Below are 20,744 nucleotides of genomic sequence, written 5' to 3'. Positions count from 1 at the left end.
TAAAGGATTTGGAGTTGATATCTATGAGAATAATTTTGTTAGGCCCTCCTGGAGCAGGTAAGGGAACACAAGCAAAGTTAATAAGTGAGAAATTTGATATTCCTCATATATCTACTGGAGATATATTCAGAAAAAATATTTCTGAAAAAACTCCTTTAGGAGTAAAGGCAAAAGAATATATGGATAAGGGACTATTAGTTCCTGATGAGTTGACAATTGATATAGTTAACGATAGATTAACAAAAGATGATTGTAAAAAAGGATTTTTATTAGATGGATTTCCTAGAACAGTGAAGCAAGCAGAAGCCTTAGAAGATTTTCTAAGTGGAAGAAATGAATCAATTGATACTGCATTGCTTATTGAAGTTCCTAGTGAATACATCCTAGATAGAATGACTGGAAGAAGAGTTTGCCCTTCATGTGGAGCAAGTTATCATATTAAATTCAACCCTCCTAAAGTTGATGGAATATGTGATTTATGCGGTAGCAAAATCATACAAAGAAAAGATGATACTGCAGAAACAGTAAAAGAGAGAATAGATGTATACGAAAAACAAACTCAGCCATTAGTAGACTTTTACAGAGCAAAAGATCAATTGTTTGTGGTTGATGGTACACAATTAATTGATACAGTTTTTGAGGTTATTTCTAATCACTTAGAAGGCGATAAGTAGATGATAATTATAAAAAACGATAAAGAAATTGAGCTCATGAAAAAGGCTGGAAAAATAGTAGGTGAAACTCTTGCATTACTGCAAGAATCTGTAAAACCAGGAATAACTACTGGTGAGTTGGATAGAATAGCAGAAGAATACATAGTAAAATGTAATGCTACTCCATCTTTTAAAGGATACTACGGTTTTCCTGCTTCAATATGTACTTCTATTAATGAAGAAGTTGTCCATGGAATACCAGGAGAAAAAGCACTAAAAGAAGGCGATATAATAAGTGTCGATTGTGGTGCTATTTTAAATGGTTATCATGGAGATGCAGCTAGGACTTTTGCTGTAGGTCAGATTTCAGAAGAAGCTAAAAATCTGATTGAAGTTACAACAGAAAGTTTTTTTACAGGCGTTAAAAAAGCAATCGTTGGAAATAGATTAACCGATATTTCCTCAGCAATTCAGGAATATGCTGAAAGCCGAGGCTATTCTGTAGTTAGGGATTTTGTTGGTCATGGCATTGGTACGAAAATGCATGAAGATCCTGAAGTACCCAATTTTGGAAGACCTGGAAGAGGACCCAAATTAATTAAAGGAATGGTTTTAGCAATAGAGCCAATGATTAATATTGGGGAGTTCTACGTAAGAGTTCAGTCAAATGATTGGACTGTAGTTACTAAGGATGGCACATTATCAGCTCACTATGAGAATACTGTGGCTATTTTAGATAATGGCCCAGAAATACTAACTCTAATTTAGGTTAATCGAGGTGACTATATTGTACGAAAAAGAACTTATAGGCAGAATAGCTTATTCAAAAGCCGGAAGAGATTCAGGCAGAATGTCTATAATATGGGATGTAATCGACAGCGAATATGTTTATATTATAGACGGAGATTTAAGAAAAATCGAAAGACCTAAGAAGAAAAAGTTAAAGCACTTAAACATTACCAACGAAGTTGTAGATGTTATAAGAGAGCTGATAATTTCTGGTGAAAGCATTAGTAATGCAAAAATTAGAAAGTGCTTAGAAAATAGGTACGATATTAAGGAGGGTTAAGTGCCTTATGTCAAAAGATGATGTAATTGAAATGCAAGGTACAGTTTTAGAAGCTTTACCTAATGCTATGTTTGAAGTTCAGTTAGAAAGTGGTCAAAAAATATTAGCACATGTATCTGGCAAACTAAGAATGAATTTTATTAGAATCTTACCAGGTGATAAAGTTACAGTTGAGCTTTCTCCATATGATTTAAGTAGAGGCAGAATAACTTGGAGAGCAAAATAGCGAGGAGGGTTAGTGATGAAAGTAAGACCATCAGTAAAACCTATATGTGAAAAATGTAAGGTTATAAAAAGAAAAGGCAGAGTAATGGTTATTTGCGAAAATCCTAAACATAAACAAAAGCAAGGTTAATAGATAAAAAGTCAATTTAATAGTTGATAATTTATTTAAATTGCAATATTATGTATAGGTATGATTGTTAATTTGAATAAAAGTTTATATGCGGCTGCTAACATAAATAGTAACAAACAACAGTTAAAATTAGGAGGTGTAGAATCCAATGGCAAGAATAGCTGGTGTTGACCTACCAAAGGAAAAAAGAGTTGAAGTGGGTCTAACATACATTTACGGGATTGGAATAAATAGATCTCGTGAAATTTTAAGTACTACTGGTGTTAATCCTGATACTAGAGTTAAGGATTTAACTGAAGAAGAAGTAAATGCAATAAGAGATTATATTGGAAAAAGCTTTGTTGTTGAGGGAGATTTAAGAAGAACAATAGCTCTTGACATAAAAAGATTAGTTGAAATTGGATGTTACAGAGGAATAAGACATAGAAGAGGTCTTCCAGTAAGAGGACAAAAGACTAAGACTAATGCAAGAACTAGAAAAGGACCTAAGAGAGCAATTAGTGCTAAAAAGAAGAAATAGTAAGGAGGGATGATAAGTGGCTAAAGCAAAGGCAAAAAAGACAAGAAGAAAAAAGGAAAGAAAGAATATTGAACATGGCTGTGCTCATATAAAATCAACCTTCAATAATTCAATCGTGACATTAACTGATGCGGTTGGTAACGCTCTATCATGGTCAAGTGCGGGAGCATTAGGATTTAAAGGTTCAAGAAAAAGCACACCATTCGCTGCTCAAATGGCAGCAGAAACAGCAGCAACAGCTGCAATGGAACACGGTTTAAAGAGTATAGAAGTTTATGTAAAAGGACCAGGTGCTGGTAGAGAAGCTGCAATCAGATCACTACAAGCTGCAGGTCTTGAAATAACATTAATAAAAGATGTTACACCAATACCACACAATGGTTGTAGACCACCAAAGAGAAGAAGAGTTTAATTATATAGAAACAGGAGGTGTTACTTAAATGGCTAGATATACTGGACCTACATGTAGACAATGTAGAAGAGAAGGCATGAAACTATTCCTAAAAGGGGATAGATGTTATACAGATAAATGTGCATTCGCTAGAAGAGGATATGCACCAGGACAACACGGACAAAGTAGAAAGAAACTTTCTAACTACGGAATACAATTAAGAGAAAAACAAAAAGCTAGAAGAATTTATGGAATTCTTGAAGGACAATTCAGAAGATACTATGAAAAGGCTAGTACAATGAGAGGAATTACTGGTGAAAACTTGTTAAGACTTCTTGAAATGAGATTAGACAACGTAGTATACAAATTAGGTTTTGGATCTTCTAGAGCAGAAGCTAGACAATTAGTTACTCATGGACATTTCTTAGTAAATGGTAAGAAAGTTGATATAGCATCTTACCAATTAAGTGTTAATGATATAATAACTGTTCGCGAAAAGAGCAAAGCTAGTGAAAAGTTTAAGGTTTTCGCAGAAAATCCTAAAACTTTACCAGCTTGGTTACAAGGAAGTACTGAAAACTTTGAAGCAAAGGTTGTTGCTGAGCCAACTAGAGCTGATATTGATGTTCCAGTAAATGAAACATTAATCGTTGAGTTATACAGCAAATAGGAATGGTAATTAGAATGGAATCAGTTGCCCTCAGTATGGTATAATTCATTAAGGGAGGGTTCGTATGTTAGAGATAGAAAAACCCAAAATAGAATGTGTTGAAACAGCTGAAGATGGTACTTATGGAAAATTTGTTATAGACCCATTGGAAAGAGGATATGGTATTACTCTAGGTAACTCACTTAGAAGAATACTATTATCATCTTTACCTGGAGTTGCAGCAAACTCTATAAAAATTGATGGAGTTCTTCATGAATTTTCAACTGTAACAGGACTAAAAGAAGATGTTACTGAGTTGATTCTTAATGTTAAAGGCTTAGCATTAAAGATGAGTGGAGAAGGTCCAAAAACTGTATACGTTGATGTTCAAGGACCAGGAGAAGTAACTGCTGCTGACATAGTTTGTGATGGCGATGTAGAAGTGGTTAATAAGGATCACCATTTAGCTACTTTAGATGATGGTGGTAAACTTTACATGGAAGTTAACATAAACAAAGGTAGAGGTTATGTTGCACAAAATAAAAATAAGATGGATGATCTACCAATAGGAACTATTCCTGTTGATTCAATCTATACTCCAGTAAAAAGAGTTAATTTTTCAGTTGAAAATACAAGAGTAGGTCAAATTACTGATTATGATAAATTAACTATTGAAATATGGACTAACGGAACAATTAAACCAGAAGAAGCTATTAGTCTTTCAGCAAAAATTCTTATAGAGCATTTTAAGTTATTTATGACTCTTACAGACCATGCAGATAATGTTGAAATAATGGTTGAAAAAGAAGAAGATAAGAAAGAAAAAGTACTTGAAATGACTATAGAAGAATTAGATCTTTCTGTTAGAAGTTATAACTGCTTAAAGAGAGCAGGTATCAACACTGTTCAAGAATTAACAGAAAGAACTATGGATGATATGATGAAAGTAAGAAATTTAGGTAAAAAATCACTTGAAGAAGTGCAAGAGAAGCTTGCAGCTTTAGGTTTAGGCTTAAAGAAATCCGATGAGTAAAGGAGGATGAAACATGGCACAACAACGCAAGTTGGGGCTTCCAACTGATCAGAGAAGAGCTATGCTAAGAAACCTAGTAACTAGTTTCTTAAAGAATGGTAGAATAGAAACTACTGTTACAAGAGCAAAAGAAACTAAGAATATAGCTGAAAAAATGATCACTCTTGCAAAAAGAGGAGATCTTCACGCTAGAAGACAAGTATTAGCATATGTTACTGAAAAAGAAGTAGTTGAGGATTTATTTGCAAACATTGCTCCAAAATATGCAGATAGAAATGGTGGATACACTAGAATATATAAAATGGGACCAAGAAGAGGAGACGGAGCAGAAATAGTTATACTAGAATTAGTATAATTGCTTTGAACGGGGATTAAGTATTTCTAGCTTAGTCCCCATTTTGCTATTGTTTAGGAGTATAATATTTAAAAGGAGTATTTACTCATATGAATCAAAATATGATAGAATGCAAAAACGTTATATATAAGTATGAAAAACATGATGAAGAACCTAAGGTTGCTGTAGACGGAGTTGATATTGACATAAAAAAAGGGGAGTTTTTAGTAGTGCTTGGTCATAATGGTTCAGGTAAGTCTACTTTATCTAAACATATGAATGCACTTTTAATCCCTACAGAGGGAAAAGTCTTTGTTGATGAAATGGATACAAGTGATGAGAAAAATGTATGGGAGATTAGAAATAAAGCAGGAATGGTATTTCAGAATCCTGATAATCAACTTGTAGCTACAATTGTTGAAGAAGATGTGGCATTCGGCCCAGAAAATTTGGGTATAGCCCCTGAAGAAATAAGGAAAAGAGTAGATGAAGCATTAAAGAAGGTAAATATGTACGAGTATAGAAAACATGCTCCACATTTATTATCAGGTGGTCAAAAACAAAGAATTGCTATAGCAGGAATATTAGCTATGAGACCAGAATGTATAATATTTGATGAACCAACAGCTATGCTAGATCCTTCTGGAAGAAAAGAAGTTATTAATACTATTAAGGATATTAACTCAAGATATGGCATAACCATAGTTCTCATTACACACTACATGGAAGAAGCTGTAGAGGCAGATAGAATTGTAGTTATGGATAAAGGAAAAATAAGAATGACAGGTTCTCCAAGAGAAATCTTTAGTAATGTGCCTGTGATGAAGGAAATAGGATTAGATGTGCCACAGGTAACTGAATTAGCTTATGAGCTTGAGAAAAGCGGGATAAATATAACTTCAGATATATTAACTATAAATGAGATGGTGGATGCATTATGTCAATTAAAATAGAAAATTTAACACATATATACATGCCTGGATCACCTTTTGAGAAGAAAGCGCTAGATGATATAAATATAACCATAGATGATGGTGAATTTGTTGCTCTTATAGGACATACAGGATCAGGGAAATCAACGTTAATTCAACATATAAATGGCCTATTAAAGGCAAGCAGTGGTAAAATATTTATTGATGATATTGATATAACTTCCGAGAAAGTCAAACTAAGTGAAATAAGAAAAAATGTAGGGCTTGTTTTTCAATATCCTGAATATCAACTATTTGAAGAAACAGTTGAAAAGGATATAGCATTTGGTCCAAAAAACTTAGGATTAGATAACGAAGAAATATCTAGGCGAGTAAAAAAAGCAATGAATATGGTAGGTTTAGACTATGACACATATAGTCAGAAATCACCCTTTGACTTAAGTGGAGGTCAAAAAAGAAGGGTTGCTATTGCTGGAGTTGTAGCAATGGAGCCTAATGTATTAATTTTGGATGAACCTACTGCTGGATTAGATCCTAGGGGAAGAGATGAGATTCTAGAGCAAATTAAGGCACTTAGAGAAGAATATAATATGACTATAATATTAGTATCACATAGCATGGAAGATGTAGCAAAGTTAGCTACAAGAGTGCTAGTTATGCATAAGGGTAAGTGTATTTTAGATGGTACTCCAAGTAAAGTATTTAAAGAGATAGATACCCTTGAAGATGTTGGACTTGCGGTTCCGCAGGTAACCTATCTAGTACAAAAGCTTAGAAGTAAGGGATTTAATATATCTGAAGATGTATTTACTATAGAACAGGCTAAAATAGAAATATTAAGATTATTAAAGGGAGCTAATAATAATGATTAAAGATATTACGATAGGTCAATACGTTCCAGGAGAATCTTTCATTCATAAATTGGACCCAAGAGTTAAAATATTATTGTCACTAGCATATATAGTGGACTTATTTTTAATAAATAATTTTAGGGGATATATTTTTATTATAGCGTTTACAGCATTGGCCATAATTGTTTCTAGGGTACCTTTTAAATATATATATAAGGGATTAAAACCTATACTTATTCTGCTTATAATTACTGCTCTATTAAATATATTTATGACGGGTGGTAATGCAGGAGAAGCTCCAATTTGGCATTGGAAGTTTTTAAGAATATATAAGGCAGGGTTAATATTAGCTGCATTTATGATTATTAGGTTAGTGTTTTTAATAGTAGGAACGTCGTTACTTACATTAACTACTTCACCTATTGAACTTACAGATGGATTAGAAAAATTACTAAATCCATTCAAAAAGATTGGGCTACCTGCTCATGAAATTGCTATGATGATGACAATAGCACTTAGATTTATTCCAACATTAATGGATGAAACTGATAAAATAATGAAGGCTCAAATGGCAAGGGGAGCAGATTTCGAATCAGGAAATATATTTGCTAGAGCTAAAAATTTAATACCTCTTCTAGTTCCTTTGTTTATTAGCTCATTCAGAAGAGCTGACGAGTTGGCTATGGCTATGGAAGCTAGATGCTATAAAGGTGGAGAGGGAAGAACAAGAATGAAAATACTGAAGATCCATAACGGAGACTTTGTTGCAATTGTTATTACATTAGTATTAATTGTTGTTTCTGTTTGGAGCAGAAGTTTTGCATAAATATATAAAAACATAACTATAAAAAGTTTCACTGGAGTGTTAAAAGTGAAAAAAAACATTAAGATTACCATAGAATACGACGGTACAAATTATGCAGGGTGGCAAAAACAAAAAAATGCTATTACTATACAACAAAAGGTTGAGGAAGCTATAGCAGAAGTTACAGGAAACCATATAGAAGTTATAGGATGTAGTAGAACAGATGCTGGAGTTCATGCTAAAGGGTTTGTAGGAAATTTTATTACTGATAGCACTATACCACCAGAAAAATTTAAGTATGCTATTAATAATAAGTTACCAGATGATATAGTAATATTAAAGTCAGAAGAAGTGCCTTTAAGTTTTCATTCTAGATATTGTAGTAAAGGAAAAACATATGTTTACACTATATTAAATAGAAATGAGCGACCAGTAATTAACAAAAACTACGTATATCAAGTTAGTAATTTATTGGACTTAGACTTAATGACGGAAGGAAGTAAGCATTTCCTTGGAAAACACTATTTTGATTCTTTTAGAAAGTCAGGGAGTTCTGTTAAGTCTACTGAAAGAACTATATATTCTATTGATATAAAAAAAGAAGGAGAATATATAACAATAAAGGTGACTGGTGACGGGTTTTTATATAACATGGTAAGAATAATGGTAGGTACTTTAATAGAAGTTGGTATTGGTAAAATACCTCCTACAGATATAAGCAATATTATAATAGCTAAGGATAGAGCTAGGGCAGGTAAATCTGTTCCACCGCAAGGACTATGTTTACACAAAGTATTTTACTAAAAGTTAAAAACCTATAAATTTTTATGATTTATATATAAATGATATTGACACGCCAGGCTGATTGTATTATAATATTCTTTGTTGTAATAATATATGATATATAAGACCACAGCCCCGGTCTTGATATAGAAGTGAAGAATGAGATACGCGATTGGAAAAGTTCAAGGAGGGAAAGAGATGAAATCATATCTTGCAAAAGCAAATGAAGTTCAAAGAAAATGGTATGTTATCGATGTTGAAGGAAAAGCACTAGGAAGAGCAGCAAGCCAAGTTGCTACAATATTAAGAGGAAAAAACAAGCCAACTTACACACCACATGTTGATACTGGTGATTATGTAATAGTATTAAATGCAGAAAAAATACTTTTAACAGGAAAGAAATTAGATCAAAAAATGTTAAGACACCACTCATCATATCCAGGTGGATTAAAAGAAGTGCCTTACAGAAAAGCATTAGAAAGTAAACCAGAATTTGTTTTCCAAGAAGCTGTAAGAAGAATGCTTCCAGAAGGACCTTTAGGAAGACAAATGCTTAAGAAATTAAAAGTTTACAGGGGTTCAGAACACGATCAACAAGCTCAAAAACCAGAAGTTTTAGAGTTAAGATACTAATAAAGAGCTGAAGGGAGGATACATATAGATGGCTAAAGTTCAATATTTCGGAACAGGAAGAAGAAAAAAATCAATAGCTAGAGTTATACTTGTACCTGGAGATGGTAAGGTTACAATAAATAAGAGAGATATCGAAAACTTTTTTGGATTAGAAACTTTAAGATATATTGTTAATCAACCATTAGTTTTAACAGGAACTAAAGACAAATTTGATGTAATAGTAAACGTTCATGGCGGTGGACTTACAGGTCAAGCTGGAGCTATAAGACATGGTATAACAAGAGCACTTGTTAAAGCTGATGAAGCTTTAAAACCAGAGCTTAAGAAAGCAGGATTCTTAACAAGAGATCCAAGAATGAAGGAAAGAAAGAAATACGGTCTTAAGAAAGCTAGAAGAGCACCACAATTCTCAAAGAGATAATAAACTGTATTTTGAAGGACAGGAAAGGATACCTTTCTTGTCTTTTTTATATTGTACTATCAATGCAGGTAGTATAATTGGGGGGATTATATGAATTTTTTAGATACAATCATGGGTCTTATTGGAGGTTTAGGACTATTCTTATATGGAGTAAAATTAATGGGAGAAGGCCTAGAGAATGTAGCAGGGAATAAGATAAAATACTTTTTTCAGAGATTGACATCAAATCCTATTAAAGCTGTACTTACAGGTATTATAATTACTGCAATTATCCAAAGTAGTAGTGCATCTACTGTTATGATAGTAGGGTTCGTTAACGCAGGATTAATGAGCGTATATCAAGCTGCAGGAGTAATAATGGGTGCTAACATAGGTACTACAGTTACTGCTCAAATCGTATCATTTAAATTAGATAGATTTATACCTGTATTTTTGGGAATAGGTGCTTTAACATATATATTCTCTAAAAAGGAAAAAATAAAAGAATTAGGACATGTAATATTAGGAATAGGGGTTCTTTTCTTAGGAATGAACTTCATGAAAGACACTATGTCTCCACTAAGTCATTCAGAATTTTTTGGAGAAATAATAATATCTCTTAAAGGCAATATATTTTTGGGGATTTTTGTAGGAATTATTATGACAGTAATTATTCAAAGTTCATCAGCATCAACTGGAATGCTATTAGCACTAGCAGAAACGGGTGTATTGCCAATTGAAGCTGCAATTCCAGTGTTATTTGGTAATAACATAGGTACATGTACAACTGCATTAATATCAAGCGTAGGCACAAATAAATCGGCCAGAAAAGCTGCACTCATTCATTTATTATTTAATGTAATAGGAACTATAATATTTATTCCATGTATTCCTTTGTTAAAATATATTGTAGTGGAGATGACACCGGGAAATGTTGCAAGGCAAGTAGCTGATGCTCATACTATATTTAATGTATTTAATACAGTTATAATGATATTTTTAATTAACTATTTAGTAATGTTAGCAGATAAAATTATACCGGGAGAAGATGAGCCAAACGATTTTAAAACAAGATTTATAGATGAAAGACTTGTAGAGACTCCCATTATAGCATCTGGACAAGCTATGCAGGAAATATTAAGAATGGCTGAAAAAGCAAAAGAAAATTTAAATATATCTATGGAAGCTTTTAACACTAGTAATGAAGAATTAATAAAAAAAGTTTATGAAAATGAGAAAACAATTAATTTTTTAGAAAATGAAATAACTATTTTTTTAGTGAAGCTATCTAATAGTGATTTACTGGAAGAGCAGAAAAATAAAATAATAGCAATGTTCCACGTAGTAAATGATATAGAAAGAATAGGAGATCATTGTAAAAACATAGCTGAGTTAACCTTAGAAAAAATATATAAAAGATTAGTTTTTTCAGATAAAGCTATGGAAGAAGTTAATCACATTTATGGCTATACGATAGATGCATTAAGTACAAGCGTTAGCAGCTTTAAAGAAAATAACACAAAAAAGGCTGAAGACACTTTAAATATAGAAGAAAATATAGATAGGCTAGAAGAAAAATATAGATTAGAACATATAAGCAGGTTAAACAATGGATTATGCAGTGCTCACTCAGGGGCAATATTTTTAGATGTTATAAGTAATTTTGAGAGAATAGGTGACCATTCAACTAATATTGCTGAATATGTTATAAACATAAATGGATAATAAATTTAATTGAAGAATAGATTTATATATTTTAATAATGAAAGAAATTTTACAAGTAATTTTAAGAATTACTTGTTTTTTTATTTATAAAAATAACTAGAATAGTAACTAAATACCTAGTAAGTTAATTATTTATTTGCTAAAAATTATATAAAGTATTAACTGATAATATAGGACAAAATATAAAAGAGGTTCAATTAGGAGGGATAAAAGTGAGAAAAAATAAAGCTTCAAAAAATTTTTTAATACTTCTAATGTTGATTATTATAAGTGGAACAATAGTTAATTTTAAATATATATCAGTAAAAGCATATGAAAAAGAAAAACAAACTAAAAATAAAACAATTTTGATAGATCCAGGACATGGTGGTATAGATGGTGGCGCAGTATCAAAATCTGGTACAGTAGAAAAAGATATTAACCTAAAGATTGCATTAAAACTAAAAAAGTCATTGGAGGAAAAAGGGTTTAATGTGATAATGACTAGAGAGTGTGATAAAGGTTTATACTCAGACCAAGGTAAAATAAGAGATAAGAAGAATGAAGATTTGAATAATAGATGTAAAATGAAAGGTGAAACAAACTGTGATGCTTTTGTAAGTGTACATTTAAATATGTTTGAACAAAGTCAATATTATGGAGCCCAAGTATGGTATTCAAAAGAGGGAGAAAGTTCTCAATTGGCACATATAATACAACAAAATTTATCGAAGGATTTAAAAAATAATAATCAAAGAAAAGAAAAAAGTGCAAAAGGAGCTTATAAGATATTAAGATGTTTTGATGATATACCATCTGTCCTAATAGAATGTGGTTTTTTATCTAATCCTACCGAAGAACAAAAATTAAAAATAGATTCATACCAAGAAGAAATATCTAACTCTATAAGTAAGTCTATAGAAGAATTTTTTATTATTAAAGAAAAAAGAGATAAAGAAATTACTAAAATAGAAAATGACAAGGTAGATGAAAGTATAGTAGAGAAGAAAAATAAGGAATAAAGAATAATGGAAAAGAAAAGTAGAATTTAATAAAGAAACATAAAATTAGTAGTATATAATATTATTATAACCGACATATTTCCTGGGAAATGTGTCGGTTATATTTATAATTATTCTTCACCCATACAGAAAGGACAATGTTTATGTACAGGGTGATCTAGATTTAATGATCCTTCATTTAACGAGCTGAACATTTCAACATCTTCTTCATCAATTTCGTCAATTTTACATTCAGGTTTTTCGTTTTTTAAGTCATGTATTACATTAGTAGAAAGATCATATGCATATCTTTTATAAAAAAAAGGATATCCAGTTCTTATCATATTTATCACCTCGTATTTTATTAATGTATTTTATAGTATCGTTCTTAATTTTATCATAAAATTGATAAATTTTATATCGATTTATAAAGAATAATTGCTAAAAATATATTACTATCAAATTTAGTATTACAATCTTCCCGAGAATTATTGATAAAATATAATATATAATATAAAGTTATATTATAAAAGATAATATAAAAGAATGGGTTTAACTAAATTTACGAGGTGGAAGATGTATGAGAGAAATAGAAATTTCCAGAATTATAGAAACAATTAAGCATATGTGCATAGAAGCAAACTACTATTTAAGTGGAGATATAAAATGTGCATTAGAAAATGCTTATAAATCTGAAAGTTGGGAAATAGGAAAGAATATATTAGAAAAAATTTTAAAGAACATAGATATTTCAGAAAAAGAAAATGTGCCAGTATGTCAAGATACAGGCATGACATGTATTTTTATTGAAATGGGGCAAGATGTCCATGTAGTTGGTGGAAACTTAGAAGATGCAATAAATGAAGGGGTTAGGAGAGGATATAAAGAAGGTTACTTAAGAAAATCTGTTTTGAGAGATCCATTAGATAGGGTAAATACACAAGATAATACACCTGCTGTAATATACTATGATGTGGTTCCAGGGAACAATTTTAAAATTACTGTTGCACCAAAGGGATTTGGGTCTGAAAATATGAGTAAAATTAAAATGTTAAGGCCAGCAGATGGTGTAGAAGGGGTAAAGAGTTTCATAATAGATACAGTAAAAGAAGCTGGGCCAAATCCATGTCCACCTATAGTTGTGGGAGTTGGAATAGGAGGGACTTTTGATAAGGCAGCTTATTTAGCAAAAAAAGCATTAATAAGGCCTATAGATGTAAGAAATAGTAATCCTTATTATAAAAAATTAGAAGAAGAATTACTTGAAAAGATAAACAATCTAGGAATAGGGCCTCAAGGATTTGGAGGAAGAACTACTGCATTAGGAGTAAACATTGAAACATATCCAACACATATTGCTGGATTGCCAGTGGCAGTTAATATTAATTGTCATGTAACGAGACATATAACAAGAGAGCTTTAAATTGTAATTCCTATGAAGCTAAAAAGGAAGGAATGAGTAGTGTGGACAAGAGAATAAAAACTCCATTAACAAAAGAAGTAATTGAAGATTTAAAGGCTGGGGATAGTGTATTTATTTCAGGAACCATTTATGCAGCTAGAGATGCTGCTCATAAAAGGTTGATTGAGCTTTTAAATAGTGGTAAAGAGTTACCTATAGATATAAAAGAGCAGATAATATATTATGTAGGACCTACACCAGCAAAACCAGGTATGGTAATAGGTTCAGCTGGACCAACCACAAGCTATAGAATGGATCCATATGCACCAAAATTATTAGACTTAGGACTTAAAGGAATGATTGGTAAGGGAGAGCGCTCATATGAAGTTAAAGAGGCTATAAAGAGAAATAAAGGGATCTATTTCGGAGCAATTGGTGGAGCAGGGGCACTTATAGCTAAATCTATAATAAGATCAGAGGTAGTTGCCTATGAAGACTTAGGATCTGAAGCTATAAGAAAGTTAGAAGTTATTGATTTGCCTGTAGTTGTTATAATTGATAGTAATGGTAACAATCTTTATGAAATAGGTCAAAATAGATATTTATCGAGTATTACAAGTTTATAGTAAAAGAGGGTAAATACAATGACTAGTCATTCAGAATGTATAAAAGATTATGTAGATAAAAGAGAGTTATTTAGAGAAACTCTTGTTAAAAGATTCAATATGCCGTTAGTAGTTATAAAAGTAAACTATCCAGGAACAAATAAGAGCAATGATATTACTAATAATATAATTGAAAACTTAGATGAAATAGTTTCAGATATATTTAGTCCATTTATTTTTTTTAAGATATTAAGAATAACAGAAGATGGACCAGTTTTAATACTTGTCATTAATGAAGATGCTACTGAAATAAAGAAAACAACTATAGAAATTGAAGATAAACATATATTAGGCACTTGTGTTAATATAGATGTTTATGATAAAAACACAAAAAAAATAAGTAGAAAAGATTTAGGGCATGACCTACGTAAATGCTGTATTTGTGACAACGAAGTAAAACAATGCATTGAAGAGAAAAAGCACAGCCAAGATCAGGTTATACAATATATAGTAGGAAAATATAGAGAATATATGGAGAGTTTTTATGGCAAAAAAATTTAGATTAACTCTTAAAACTAAATAAATTTAGGAGAGGTTATGTTAAAAAGAATTTCATTTAAAAAGAAAATAATAATTTTTTTAGTTCTATCAGTAATAGCAATATCTATTATTGTAAAAGAAGGTATTAATAATAGGAAGAATACTAACACTTCCTTAAATATAGTACATAAATTCAATTAAACTTTATTCAATGATATGAAAAACAGTAAGATTCATTAAATCTTACTGTTTTTGTATTAAATATGTATTTTAATCTTGATCAAGTATCATTTGTGCTACATTGTTTGAATGGTCACCTATTCTTTCGAAGTTAGAAAGCAAGTCAACAAAAATTGCTCCACCAGCAGGACTGCAGATTCTATTATTAAGTCTGTCAATATGATCTTTTCTAAAGCGTTTTTCTACAGTATCAATTTTCCCTTCAAGTTCAATAACTTCTTTAGCAAGTTTAAAATCAAAAGTACTAAAAGCGGAAATCATAGTATCAACTGCTTCTTTAGTTATTTTATATAAATCTTTTATATCAGCAATTGCTTTATCAGAAAATTGTATATTCTCGTTAATTTTAAGTTCAGTTAGTTCTATTATGTTTTTGGCGTGGTCACCAATCCTCTCCATATCACTAACTACATGAAATAAAGACGTTATAAGGTCGGATTGCTGTTCTGATAAATTAGTATTTGATAAAGAAACCATAAAATCAGTTACTTCTCTTTGAAGGAAGTTAATTAACTTTTCTTGCTCTGTAACGGATTCAATTAAACTTGCGCCATTATTAAGGAAAGCTTCCATTGAGTTATCAACATTTTCTGATGAAAGTTTACCCATTCTTGTTATTTCCTTAACTACTTGTCCACACGCAATTGATGGAGTCTCTAAAAGTCTTCTATCAAGATATTCCAAGTGGAATCCATCTAAATTTTCGTCTTCACCTGGTACTAGTTTATTTACAAACTTAACAAGTAATGGTATGAATGGAGCTTGTATTATAACATTACTTATATTAAATAATGTATGAGCGTTAGCAATCTGTCTTTGAATGTCTCCTCCAAACATAGGTACAATATATAGAACTAAATTAAATGCAAGCATAAACATTAGTGTACCCATAGAATTAAATGTAAGGTGTATTAATGAAGCACGTTTAGCATTTTTATTAGTTCCAATACTTGCAAGTAGAGCAGTGACACAAGTACCTATGTTGTCACCAAAAAGTATTGGAAGTGCTACATTAAGTGTAATTGAGTTGTTAGCGGCAAGAGCCATTAGAATACCAATAGTGGCACTACTACTTTGAACTGTAGCAGTCATGCCTAGACCTACCAGTATACCTAGTACTGGGTGCTTTCCTAAAGTGAGTATAAGAGTTCTAAATTCTGGCATATCTCTTAATGGTGTCATGGCACCTTCCATCATAGACATACCCACAAATAGAATACCGAATCCAAGAACGATATCGCCTATATCTCTTGTTCTTTTTTTACTACAAAATAATACCATAGCTGCTCCTATACCAAGTACTAAAGGAGCTACGTCAGATAATTTAAAAGCTATGAGTTGAGCAGTCATAGTAGTACCTATATTTGCTCCCATAATTACTCCAGCAGCTTGAAATAAATTCATAAGTCCAGCGTTAACGAAACCTACAGTCATTACCGTTGTTGCACTACTACTTTGTATTATTGCAGTAACTCCTGCACCTACCAAAATAGCAAGAACTCTGTTGCTAGTTAAAGCTTCAAGAATTTTTTTAAGTTTTTCTCCAGCAGCTTTTTGAAGACCGTCTCCCATGAGTTTCATACCATAGACAAACAGTCCAAGTCCACCAAATAACTTGAAAATCATAATGTAGTTCATACCTTACCTCAATCCCCTATCAATTCTTATAGTATTAATTAATTATTAAGTGCGTTAAAAATTCTACCACACTAATGTTAAGTTTATATTAAGAAATTAAAAAAATAAAGACGAAAAGTAAAAAAAATATAAAAAAATCGAAAAGAATACGAAAAATTAAAGAATAACTACCAATATTGCCAACATTCCTTGTGAATTTGTATTTTTATTTGGAAATTTAAGTTATAATTTTGTAGTTACGGTAATTAAGTTTTCTATTATAAATTTTTTCTTTTCGTGACTTTTAATGTATAATTATCGTATATATTATAGGCAGGTGTAAGGGGTGAATCACTTGTTAAACAATAATGAGGAAGACTTAATATTAGTAGAAGGAACACTTAATGGAAAAATAAAGAGTTTCGAAGATCTTGTCAGTAAATATGAAATAGTTGTAATGAGATTTATATATTCTATGATAAAGGACAAGCAGATATCAGAGGATATAACACAAGAAGTATTCATAACAGTATATAATAAGCTTTATACATTTGATAGTAAGTACAAATTTTATAGTTGGATTTTACGTATAGCTAAAAATAAATGTATAGATCACATCAGAAAATACAGCAAAATAAACGAAACAAATATAGATGAAATGTTAGGAATATCTTCAAAGGAGATTTCTCCAGAAAATATTATAGAATTTAAAGAAACCAAAGAAATAGTTCGGAGGTACATTAATAGTCTAGGTGAATTGGATAAGCAGATAATTATGCTTAGATATTCTAGTGATGTAACATTTAGCGAAATATCTAAAATTTTAGATATTAGCGAGTCCTCTGTGAAAAGGCGGTATTATAAAATAAAAGAGCAGTTCAAAAAATACATGGCTGTAGTAGAAAAGGGGTGTGAATATGAACTGTAGTATATTCACAGAAAATTTAGAAGCATATATAGCAAGAGATATTCCAGAAGACTTAGCACTTATGATGGACGAACACATTTTAGAGTGCGAAACATGTAGAGAACTTTATAAAGAAGAAATTTTATTAGAAAATGCCATTACAGAAGCTTTAAGTTTAGAAGATGTTATTTTAGAAAGCCAAAAAGATAAAATAATGAATAGAATTGATAAAAACAAATATAAAATTACTACTAATAATATAGAAAAAGTAAATAAGATGAGATATTTTAAAATTACTGCACCTATAGCTGCTGCAATACTATTTATTATACTAATAAATCCAACTAAAATATTTGAAAACTTTGAGAGCAAATCAAATAGCCTGAAACAGGAAAATAGTATAAGTAGCCAAGATATAAAAGATGCTGTAAACCCATCAAATAATATTGTTATGAAAGATAAAGAAGAAACAAATTCAAAAAAAACTGCTGATTTAAAAGAAGGAAGTAACTTAGAAGAAAAGGAAACTAGTATAGAGAAATCTAATAATATCAGCAAGAAAGATATTATTAAAGATAATACTAAAAATCAATTAAATAATAGACAGGAAACATCATCAAAAATTGAAAATGATAAAGCCATTGACACATCAAAAGAAAATGATAATGAACCTATAAACAATTTTGTTGATGATAATAAAAACCTGGAAATGCAAGTTAAATTTCATAAGAATTATGTTAATGATAAAGAAATAGTGAAATCACTAGGTGGGGGGATAAAGTCACCAAATGATAAATTTATAGCATCAATAAAAAAATCTGATATATATCTAGAAAAAATATATATAAAAGATCTTATTAAAAATGAAACTTGGTCTCTAGAAACAAATATAAACGATAAAAAGAGTTTACCTAATTATATAGAATGGTGGGATGATGAAAAATTATTTGTAGTTATTAGGGATAAAAAAGATGATTATTTAACAGAAAAACTATATATGTTAAATGTTAATAATGGAATTGCATACAAAGTCTATACACTTTCTGATAGTAATAGAGGTATAATAGATATAAATAAAATTGATGATAATGATATTGAGCTTAAGGTTAGAATAAATCCTAACGATAATCAAGATAAAGACTATATGGAAAGCTATATTATTCATAATATTAAGAGTAGTTTAATAAACAATAATAAATAAGAAGAGGGAGGAAGAATTGTATGATATTTAAAAATAAATCATTTAATTATAGAAAATGTATAACTCTTTCATTATGTATATTATTTATGACTACAGCTGTAAATCTTGCTGGATGTTCAAAGAAAACAGAGGTATCCCAAAATGAAAAAGTAGAGTCAAATAAAGAAGTGGATAAGATAGATACTAATACAAATGTAGACGTGAAGGAAAAGGAAAAAGAAAAAGACAAGGATAAAAAGGAAAATACTCAACAAAAAGAAGTGGTAGAGGAAACAGATAATATACCAGAAAAAAGTGATAAAGTTAAATTTACTAAACAGCAGTTAGATAAAAATGTTCAACCTGAATTTGCTACAAGTTGGATGAACTCTCCAAATAAAAAGTTAAGTGTTTGTATAGAAGGAAAGGGTCCTGATGCATCAGAAGAAGGTGTAGGTAAAATATATGCTAAAGATTTGTCTAGTGGTGAAAAATGGTCACTAGAAATTATGCCTAGTGAGGAACAAAATACACCTAAATTCATACAATGGATAGATGATGAAAATGTTATAAGTATAGTAGGACTAGGCTATGGAACTGTAGCTGTAGGTGGCAATTTATATAAGATAAATATTAAGACTGGTAAAACAACAGTTTTATATGATACAAAAGCTCCAAAAGTACAGGTGGTATCAGCTAAAAAAGTTAGTAATAAAATAGAAATTCAATTATTAGTATACGATGATAATGAATTTACAAAGACACATACAGATAAAAAGGTAATTAATTTAAAGTAAACTTAGGAGGTATAGCAAATAATTGAATGGACAAATCAAGAAAGTTATATATAAGAGCTTTAAATAAATATCAAAATGGATTTATAGATGAAGCTATTGATATATGTGAAGAGGTAATATCAATAAGCATAAAAAATAAAGCAGCTATAAATCTTAAAGGATTATTGTATTATTTCAAAGGAAATTTAGAAGGTTCAAAATCTCTATGGAAATTAAATTATGAAGTTAATAATGATGAAGTTGCAAGAAAGTATCTTCAAAATATAAAAGAAGATGAGAATAGATTCGTATTATACACTAAGGCAATAGCTTTGATTAAAGAGCTGAAGGTTAAGAATGCACTAGAACTACTAATAAAGTGTAGAGAAAGTGATTATAATTGTATAAATGTAAATAACGCTATGGCAACCTGTTATATAAGCATGGGGGATTATTCAAATGCTATTAAGAATGTAAATAGAGTATTCGAACTAGATAAAAATAATGAGACATCAAACAATAATAAGAAAATGCTTATAAAAAATGGAGTTAGCAGAAAAGAATTTAACAAGAAAAATAATTCAAGCAAAAGGTTGATAATAAGTGTAGCTTCACTGTTTATCTGCGTAATCATTGGAATAACTGGAACTACTAAATTTAAGCAATATTTATCAGGAAAAGATAAGCACGCTGCTAATTTAACTAGTACAAGCAGTTTAGAAGATAACAAAGAAAAAATTATTAAAGATAACCTAAATGAAAAAGATATAGATAAATTAAACAATTCGCAGAATATAAATTTAGATAAAAAAGATACTAGTAACACTGCAATACCTAGTCAGCAGCCAAATAAACAGCCTGAAAAAGTAGCTCCTAGTAAAAAAAGTATAGAAAATTCAACACAAAATAGCAAGGTAAATCAAAAAACTAATGAAAATAGTGTAGTTAAAAATAACGTAAAAAATAATACAGTTTCTGAAAAAGAAGGAGTAAAATATTTTTATAATCAGGGCAAATATGAACTTAAAACTAATAGCAATTTTAATAAAGCAATAGATAATTTATCTAAAGCTTATAGTTACGGAGAAAAAGAGTATTTATACCCCCATGTAGTATATTTGCTTGGAACAGCATATGAAGGCAAGAAAGATTATAAGAATGCAAGCAAGTATTATTTGGAGTATATGAATAAGTTTTCTAAAGGTAATTATACTGAAGAAGTATTATATAGGTTAGCTATTATGAATAAAGAAACCAATATGGATAGTGCGAAACAATATGCAGAAAAGCTTGCTAGTACATATCCAAATTCTCAATACAATAATTCAATAATACAGTCTATTATGAAAAAATAGAGAATGTAT

28 protein-coding genes are annotated in these 20,744 nt (G+C 30.4%); 26 read left to right on the top strand and 2 right to left on the bottom strand.

Annotation, left to right across the window (positions count from 1 at the left end):
• Positions 1 to 23 precede the first annotated feature (23 nt).
• From ACWW38_RS07915 to cwlD, 18 genes are all read left to right on the top strand, one after another.
• Positions 24 to 674 (top strand): adenylate kinase, encoded by a 651-nt coding sequence (locus tag ACWW38_RS07915; RefSeq protein ID WP_456260242.1) that lies wholly within the window; start codon positions 24 to 26, stop codon positions 672 to 674.
• The gene (gene map, locus ACWW38_RS07910; RefSeq protein ID WP_456260241.1) at positions 675 to 1,421 is read left to right on the top strand and encodes a type I methionyl aminopeptidase; all 747 of its coding nucleotides are present in this window, start codon (positions 675 to 677) and stop codon (positions 1,419 to 1,421) included.
• A gap of 19 nt (positions 1,422 to 1,440) precedes the next feature.
• Positions 1,441 to 1,722, top strand: coding sequence for an RNA-binding protein (locus tag ACWW38_RS07905; RefSeq protein ID WP_456260240.1), 282 nt, complete (start codon positions 1,441 to 1,443; stop codon positions 1,720 to 1,722).
• Between the two features lie 7 nt (positions 1,723 to 1,729).
• Positions 1,730 to 1,948: a translation initiation factor IF-1 gene (infA, locus tag ACWW38_RS07900; protein WP_456260239.1), complete on the top strand. Its 219-nt coding sequence runs from the start codon at positions 1,730 to 1,732 to the stop codon at positions 1,946 to 1,948.
• A gap of 15 nt (positions 1,949 to 1,963) precedes the next feature.
• A complete protein-coding gene (rpmJ, locus tag ACWW38_RS07895; RefSeq protein WP_003373491.1) occupies positions 1,964 to 2,077 on the top strand; it encodes a 50S ribosomal protein L36 in 114 nt (37 codons plus the stop codon).
• A 148-nt stretch (positions 2,078 to 2,225) separates the two neighbouring features.
• Positions 2,226 to 2,597, top strand: a complete 372-nt coding sequence (rpsM, locus tag ACWW38_RS07890; RefSeq protein ID WP_456260238.1) for a 30S ribosomal protein S13 — start codon at positions 2,226 to 2,228, stop codon at positions 2,595 to 2,597.
• A 16-nt stretch (positions 2,598 to 2,613) separates the two neighbouring features.
• Positions 2,614 to 3,009, top strand: a complete 396-nt coding sequence (gene rpsK, locus ACWW38_RS07885; RefSeq protein ID WP_456260237.1) for a 30S ribosomal protein S11 — start codon at positions 2,614 to 2,616, stop codon at positions 3,007 to 3,009.
• Positions 3,010 to 3,037: 28 nt separating this feature from the next.
• Positions 3,038 to 3,658, top strand: coding sequence for a 30S ribosomal protein S4 (gene rpsD / locus ACWW38_RS07880; protein WP_456260236.1), 621 nt, complete (start codon positions 3,038 to 3,040; stop codon positions 3,656 to 3,658).
• A gap of 64 nt (positions 3,659 to 3,722) precedes the next feature.
• The gene (locus tag ACWW38_RS07875; protein ID WP_456260235.1) at positions 3,723 to 4,670 is read left to right on the top strand and encodes a DNA-directed RNA polymerase subunit alpha; all 948 of its coding nucleotides are present in this window, start codon (positions 3,723 to 3,725) and stop codon (positions 4,668 to 4,670) included.
• Positions 4,671 to 4,683: 13 nt separating this feature from the next.
• Complete coding sequence (rplQ, locus tag ACWW38_RS07870; RefSeq protein WP_456260234.1) at positions 4,684 to 5,025, top strand: 50S ribosomal protein L17; 342 nt, start codon at positions 4,684 to 4,686, stop codon at positions 5,023 to 5,025.
• 89 nt (positions 5,026 to 5,114) lie between these two features.
• Positions 5,115 to 5,957, top strand: a complete 843-nt coding sequence (locus ACWW38_RS07865) for an energy-coupling factor transporter ATPase (protein ID WP_456260233.1) — start codon at positions 5,115 to 5,117, stop codon at positions 5,955 to 5,957.
• Complete coding sequence (locus tag ACWW38_RS07860) at positions 5,942 to 6,808, top strand: energy-coupling factor transporter ATPase (RefSeq protein WP_456260232.1); 867 nt, start codon at positions 5,942 to 5,944, stop codon at positions 6,806 to 6,808. The genes ACWW38_RS07865 and ACWW38_RS07860 overlap by 16 nt, the downstream gene beginning before the upstream one ends.
• Positions 6,801 to 7,613, top strand: coding sequence for an energy-coupling factor transporter transmembrane component T family protein (locus tag ACWW38_RS07855; protein ID WP_456260231.1), 813 nt, complete (start codon positions 6,801 to 6,803; stop codon positions 7,611 to 7,613). Before ACWW38_RS07860 ends, ACWW38_RS07855 begins: the two co-directional genes overlap by 8 nt.
• Positions 7,614 to 7,658: 45 nt before the next feature.
• Positions 7,659 to 8,396, top strand: a complete 738-nt coding sequence (gene truA / locus ACWW38_RS07850; protein ID WP_456260230.1) for a tRNA pseudouridine(38-40) synthase TruA — start codon at positions 7,659 to 7,661, stop codon at positions 8,394 to 8,396.
• Positions 8,397 to 8,573: 177 nt separating this feature from the next.
• Positions 8,574 to 9,008, top strand: a complete 435-nt coding sequence (gene rplM / locus ACWW38_RS07845) for a 50S ribosomal protein L13 (protein ID WP_456260229.1) — start codon at positions 8,574 to 8,576, stop codon at positions 9,006 to 9,008.
• 28 nt (positions 9,009 to 9,036) lie between these two features.
• Entirely contained in the window at positions 9,037 to 9,429 is a 393-nt protein-coding gene (gene rpsI / locus ACWW38_RS07840) for a 30S ribosomal protein S9 (RefSeq protein ID WP_456260228.1), read from the top strand.
• A gap of 90 nt (positions 9,430 to 9,519) precedes the next feature.
• A complete protein-coding gene (locus ACWW38_RS07835; protein ID WP_456260227.1) occupies positions 9,520 to 11,133 on the top strand; it encodes a Na/Pi cotransporter family protein in 1,614 nt (537 codons plus the stop codon).
• A 254-nt stretch (positions 11,134 to 11,387) separates the two neighbouring features.
• A complete protein-coding gene (gene cwlD, locus ACWW38_RS07830) occupies positions 11,388 to 12,134 on the top strand; it encodes an N-acetylmuramoyl-L-alanine amidase CwlD (protein WP_456260437.1) in 747 nt (248 codons plus the stop codon).
• 110 nt (positions 12,135 to 12,244) lie between these two features.
• Here cwlD and ACWW38_RS07825 read toward each other — a convergent pair whose 3' ends face one another.
• Positions 12,245 to 12,457 carry a hypothetical protein gene (locus ACWW38_RS07825; protein WP_456260226.1) on the bottom strand — a complete coding sequence of 71 codons (213 nt, stop codon included), beginning with the start codon at positions 12,455 to 12,457 and terminating at the stop codon, positions 12,245 to 12,247.
• Between the two features lie 236 nt (positions 12,458 to 12,693).
• Here ACWW38_RS07825 and ACWW38_RS07820 point away from each other — a divergent pair, with 236 nt between their 5' ends.
• From ACWW38_RS07820 to ACWW38_RS07805, 4 genes are read left to right on the top strand one after another with little or no spacing between them, the layout of a single operon-like run.
• Positions 12,694 to 13,536: a fumarate hydratase gene (locus ACWW38_RS07820; RefSeq protein ID WP_456260225.1), complete on the top strand. Its 843-nt coding sequence runs from the start codon at positions 12,694 to 12,696 to the stop codon at positions 13,534 to 13,536.
• Positions 13,500 to 14,141, top strand: a complete 642-nt coding sequence (locus ACWW38_RS07815; RefSeq protein ID WP_456260224.1) for a Fe-S-containing hydro-lyase — start codon at positions 13,500 to 13,502, stop codon at positions 14,139 to 14,141. The genes ACWW38_RS07820 and ACWW38_RS07815 overlap by 37 nt, the downstream gene beginning before the upstream one ends.
• A gap of 18 nt (positions 14,142 to 14,159) precedes the next feature.
• Positions 14,160 to 14,681, top strand: a complete 522-nt coding sequence (gene citX, locus ACWW38_RS07810) for a citrate lyase holo-[acyl-carrier protein] synthase (RefSeq protein ID WP_456260223.1) — start codon at positions 14,160 to 14,162, stop codon at positions 14,679 to 14,681.
• A 36-nt stretch (positions 14,682 to 14,717) separates the two neighbouring features.
• Complete coding sequence (locus tag ACWW38_RS07805; RefSeq protein WP_456260222.1) at positions 14,718 to 14,861, top strand: hypothetical protein; 144 nt, start codon at positions 14,718 to 14,720, stop codon at positions 14,859 to 14,861.
• A 69-nt stretch (positions 14,862 to 14,930) separates the two neighbouring features.
• Here the strand turns inward: ACWW38_RS07805 and ACWW38_RS07800 are convergent, their stop codons facing one another.
• Positions 14,931 to 16,538, bottom strand: coding sequence for a Na/Pi cotransporter family protein (locus ACWW38_RS07800; protein WP_456260221.1), 1,608 nt, complete (start codon positions 16,536 to 16,538; stop codon positions 14,931 to 14,933).
• Between the two features lie 334 nt (positions 16,539 to 16,872).
• Between ACWW38_RS07800 and ACWW38_RS07795 the strand changes: the two genes are divergently transcribed.
• The 4 genes from ACWW38_RS07795 to ACWW38_RS07780 are packed head-to-tail and all read left to right on the top strand — an operon-like array spanning position 16,873 to position 20,735.
• Complete coding sequence (locus ACWW38_RS07795; RefSeq protein WP_456260220.1) at positions 16,873 to 17,445, top strand: RNA polymerase sigma factor; 573 nt, start codon at positions 16,873 to 16,875, stop codon at positions 17,443 to 17,445.
• On the top strand, positions 17,435 to 18,625 hold the full coding sequence (locus tag ACWW38_RS07790; RefSeq protein WP_456260219.1) for a DUF4652 domain-containing protein: 1,191 nt from the start codon (positions 17,435 to 17,437) through the stop codon (positions 18,623 to 18,625). The genes ACWW38_RS07795 and ACWW38_RS07790 overlap by 11 nt, the downstream gene beginning before the upstream one ends.
• A 20-nt stretch (positions 18,626 to 18,645) precedes the next feature.
• Positions 18,646 to 19,401 (top strand): DUF4652 domain-containing protein, encoded by a 756-nt coding sequence (locus tag ACWW38_RS07785; protein WP_456260218.1) that lies wholly within the window; start codon positions 18,646 to 18,648, stop codon positions 19,399 to 19,401.
• 26 nt (positions 19,402 to 19,427) lie between these two features.
• The gene (locus ACWW38_RS07780; protein ID WP_456260217.1) at positions 19,428 to 20,735 is read left to right on the top strand and encodes a tetratricopeptide repeat protein; all 1,308 of its coding nucleotides are present in this window, start codon (positions 19,428 to 19,430) and stop codon (positions 20,733 to 20,735) included.
• The last annotated feature ends 9 nt before the right edge of the window (positions 20,736 to 20,744 follow it).

The sequence above is a fragment of the Clostridium sp. JNZ J1-5 genome (assembly GCF_053901425.1).
Note: the sequence above shows the minus strand (reverse complement) of the source record. Positions and strands in the feature narration are given on the sequence as shown.

Bases quoted from the DNA above. Each gene is read 5' to 3' on its own strand.
- ACWW38_RS07915 (WP_456260242.1), top strand. From the start codon at position 24: ATGAGAATAATTTTGTTAGGCCCTCCTGGAGCAGGTAAGGGAACACAA.
- map (WP_456260241.1), top strand. From the start codon at position 675: ATGATAATTATAAAAAACGATAAAGAAATTGAGCTCATGAAAAAGGCT.
- infA (WP_456260239.1), top strand. From the start codon at position 1,730: ATGTCAAAAGATGATGTAATTGAAATGCAAGGTACAGTTTTAGAAGCT.
- rpmJ (WP_003373491.1), top strand. From the start codon at position 1,964: ATGAAAGTAAGACCATCAGTAAAACCTATATGTGAAAAATGTAAGGTT.
- rpsM (WP_456260238.1), top strand. From the start codon at position 2,226: ATGGCAAGAATAGCTGGTGTTGACCTACCAAAGGAAAAAAGAGTTGAA.
- rpsD (WP_456260236.1), top strand. From the start codon at position 3,038: ATGGCTAGATATACTGGACCTACATGTAGACAATGTAGAAGAGAAGGC.
- ACWW38_RS07875 (WP_456260235.1), top strand. From the start codon at position 3,723: ATGTTAGAGATAGAAAAACCCAAAATAGAATGTGTTGAAACAGCTGAA.
- rplQ (WP_456260234.1), top strand. From the start codon at position 4,684: ATGGCACAACAACGCAAGTTGGGGCTTCCAACTGATCAGAGAAGAGCT.
- ACWW38_RS07865 (WP_456260233.1), top strand. From the start codon at position 5,115: ATGAATCAAAATATGATAGAATGCAAAAACGTTATATATAAGTATGAA.
- ACWW38_RS07860 (WP_456260232.1), top strand. From the start codon at position 5,942: ATGTCAATTAAAATAGAAAATTTAACACATATATACATGCCTGGATCA.
- ACWW38_RS07855 (WP_456260231.1), top strand. From the start codon at position 6,801: ATGATTAAAGATATTACGATAGGTCAATACGTTCCAGGAGAATCTTTC.
- rplM (WP_456260229.1), top strand. From the start codon at position 8,574: ATGAAATCATATCTTGCAAAAGCAAATGAAGTTCAAAGAAAATGGTAT.
- rpsI (WP_456260228.1), top strand. From the start codon at position 9,037: ATGGCTAAAGTTCAATATTTCGGAACAGGAAGAAGAAAAAAATCAATA.
- ACWW38_RS07835 (WP_456260227.1), top strand. From the start codon at position 9,520: ATGAATTTTTTAGATACAATCATGGGTCTTATTGGAGGTTTAGGACTA.
- cwlD (WP_456260437.1), top strand. From the start codon at position 11,388: ATGTTGATTATTATAAGTGGAACAATAGTTAATTTTAAATATATATCA.
- ACWW38_RS07825 (WP_456260226.1), bottom strand. From the start codon at position 12,457: ATGATAAGAACTGGATATCCTTTTTTTTATAAAAGATATGCATATGAT.
- ACWW38_RS07820 (WP_456260225.1), top strand. From the start codon at position 12,694: ATGAGAGAAATAGAAATTTCCAGAATTATAGAAACAATTAAGCATATG.
- citX (WP_456260223.1), top strand. From the start codon at position 14,160: ATGACTAGTCATTCAGAATGTATAAAAGATTATGTAGATAAAAGAGAG.
- ACWW38_RS07805 (WP_456260222.1), top strand. From the start codon at position 14,718: ATGTTAAAAAGAATTTCATTTAAAAAGAAAATAATAATTTTTTTAGTT.
- ACWW38_RS07800 (WP_456260221.1), bottom strand. From the start codon at position 16,538: ATGAACTACATTATGATTTTCAAGTTATTTGGTGGACTTGGACTGTTT.
- ACWW38_RS07790 (WP_456260219.1), top strand. From the start codon at position 17,435: ATGAACTGTAGTATATTCACAGAAAATTTAGAAGCATATATAGCAAGA.
- ACWW38_RS07785 (WP_456260218.1), top strand. From the start codon at position 18,646: ATGATATTTAAAAATAAATCATTTAATTATAGAAAATGTATAACTCTT.
- ACWW38_RS07780 (WP_456260217.1), top strand. From the start codon at position 19,428: ATGGACAAATCAAGAAAGTTATATATAAGAGCTTTAAATAAATATCAA.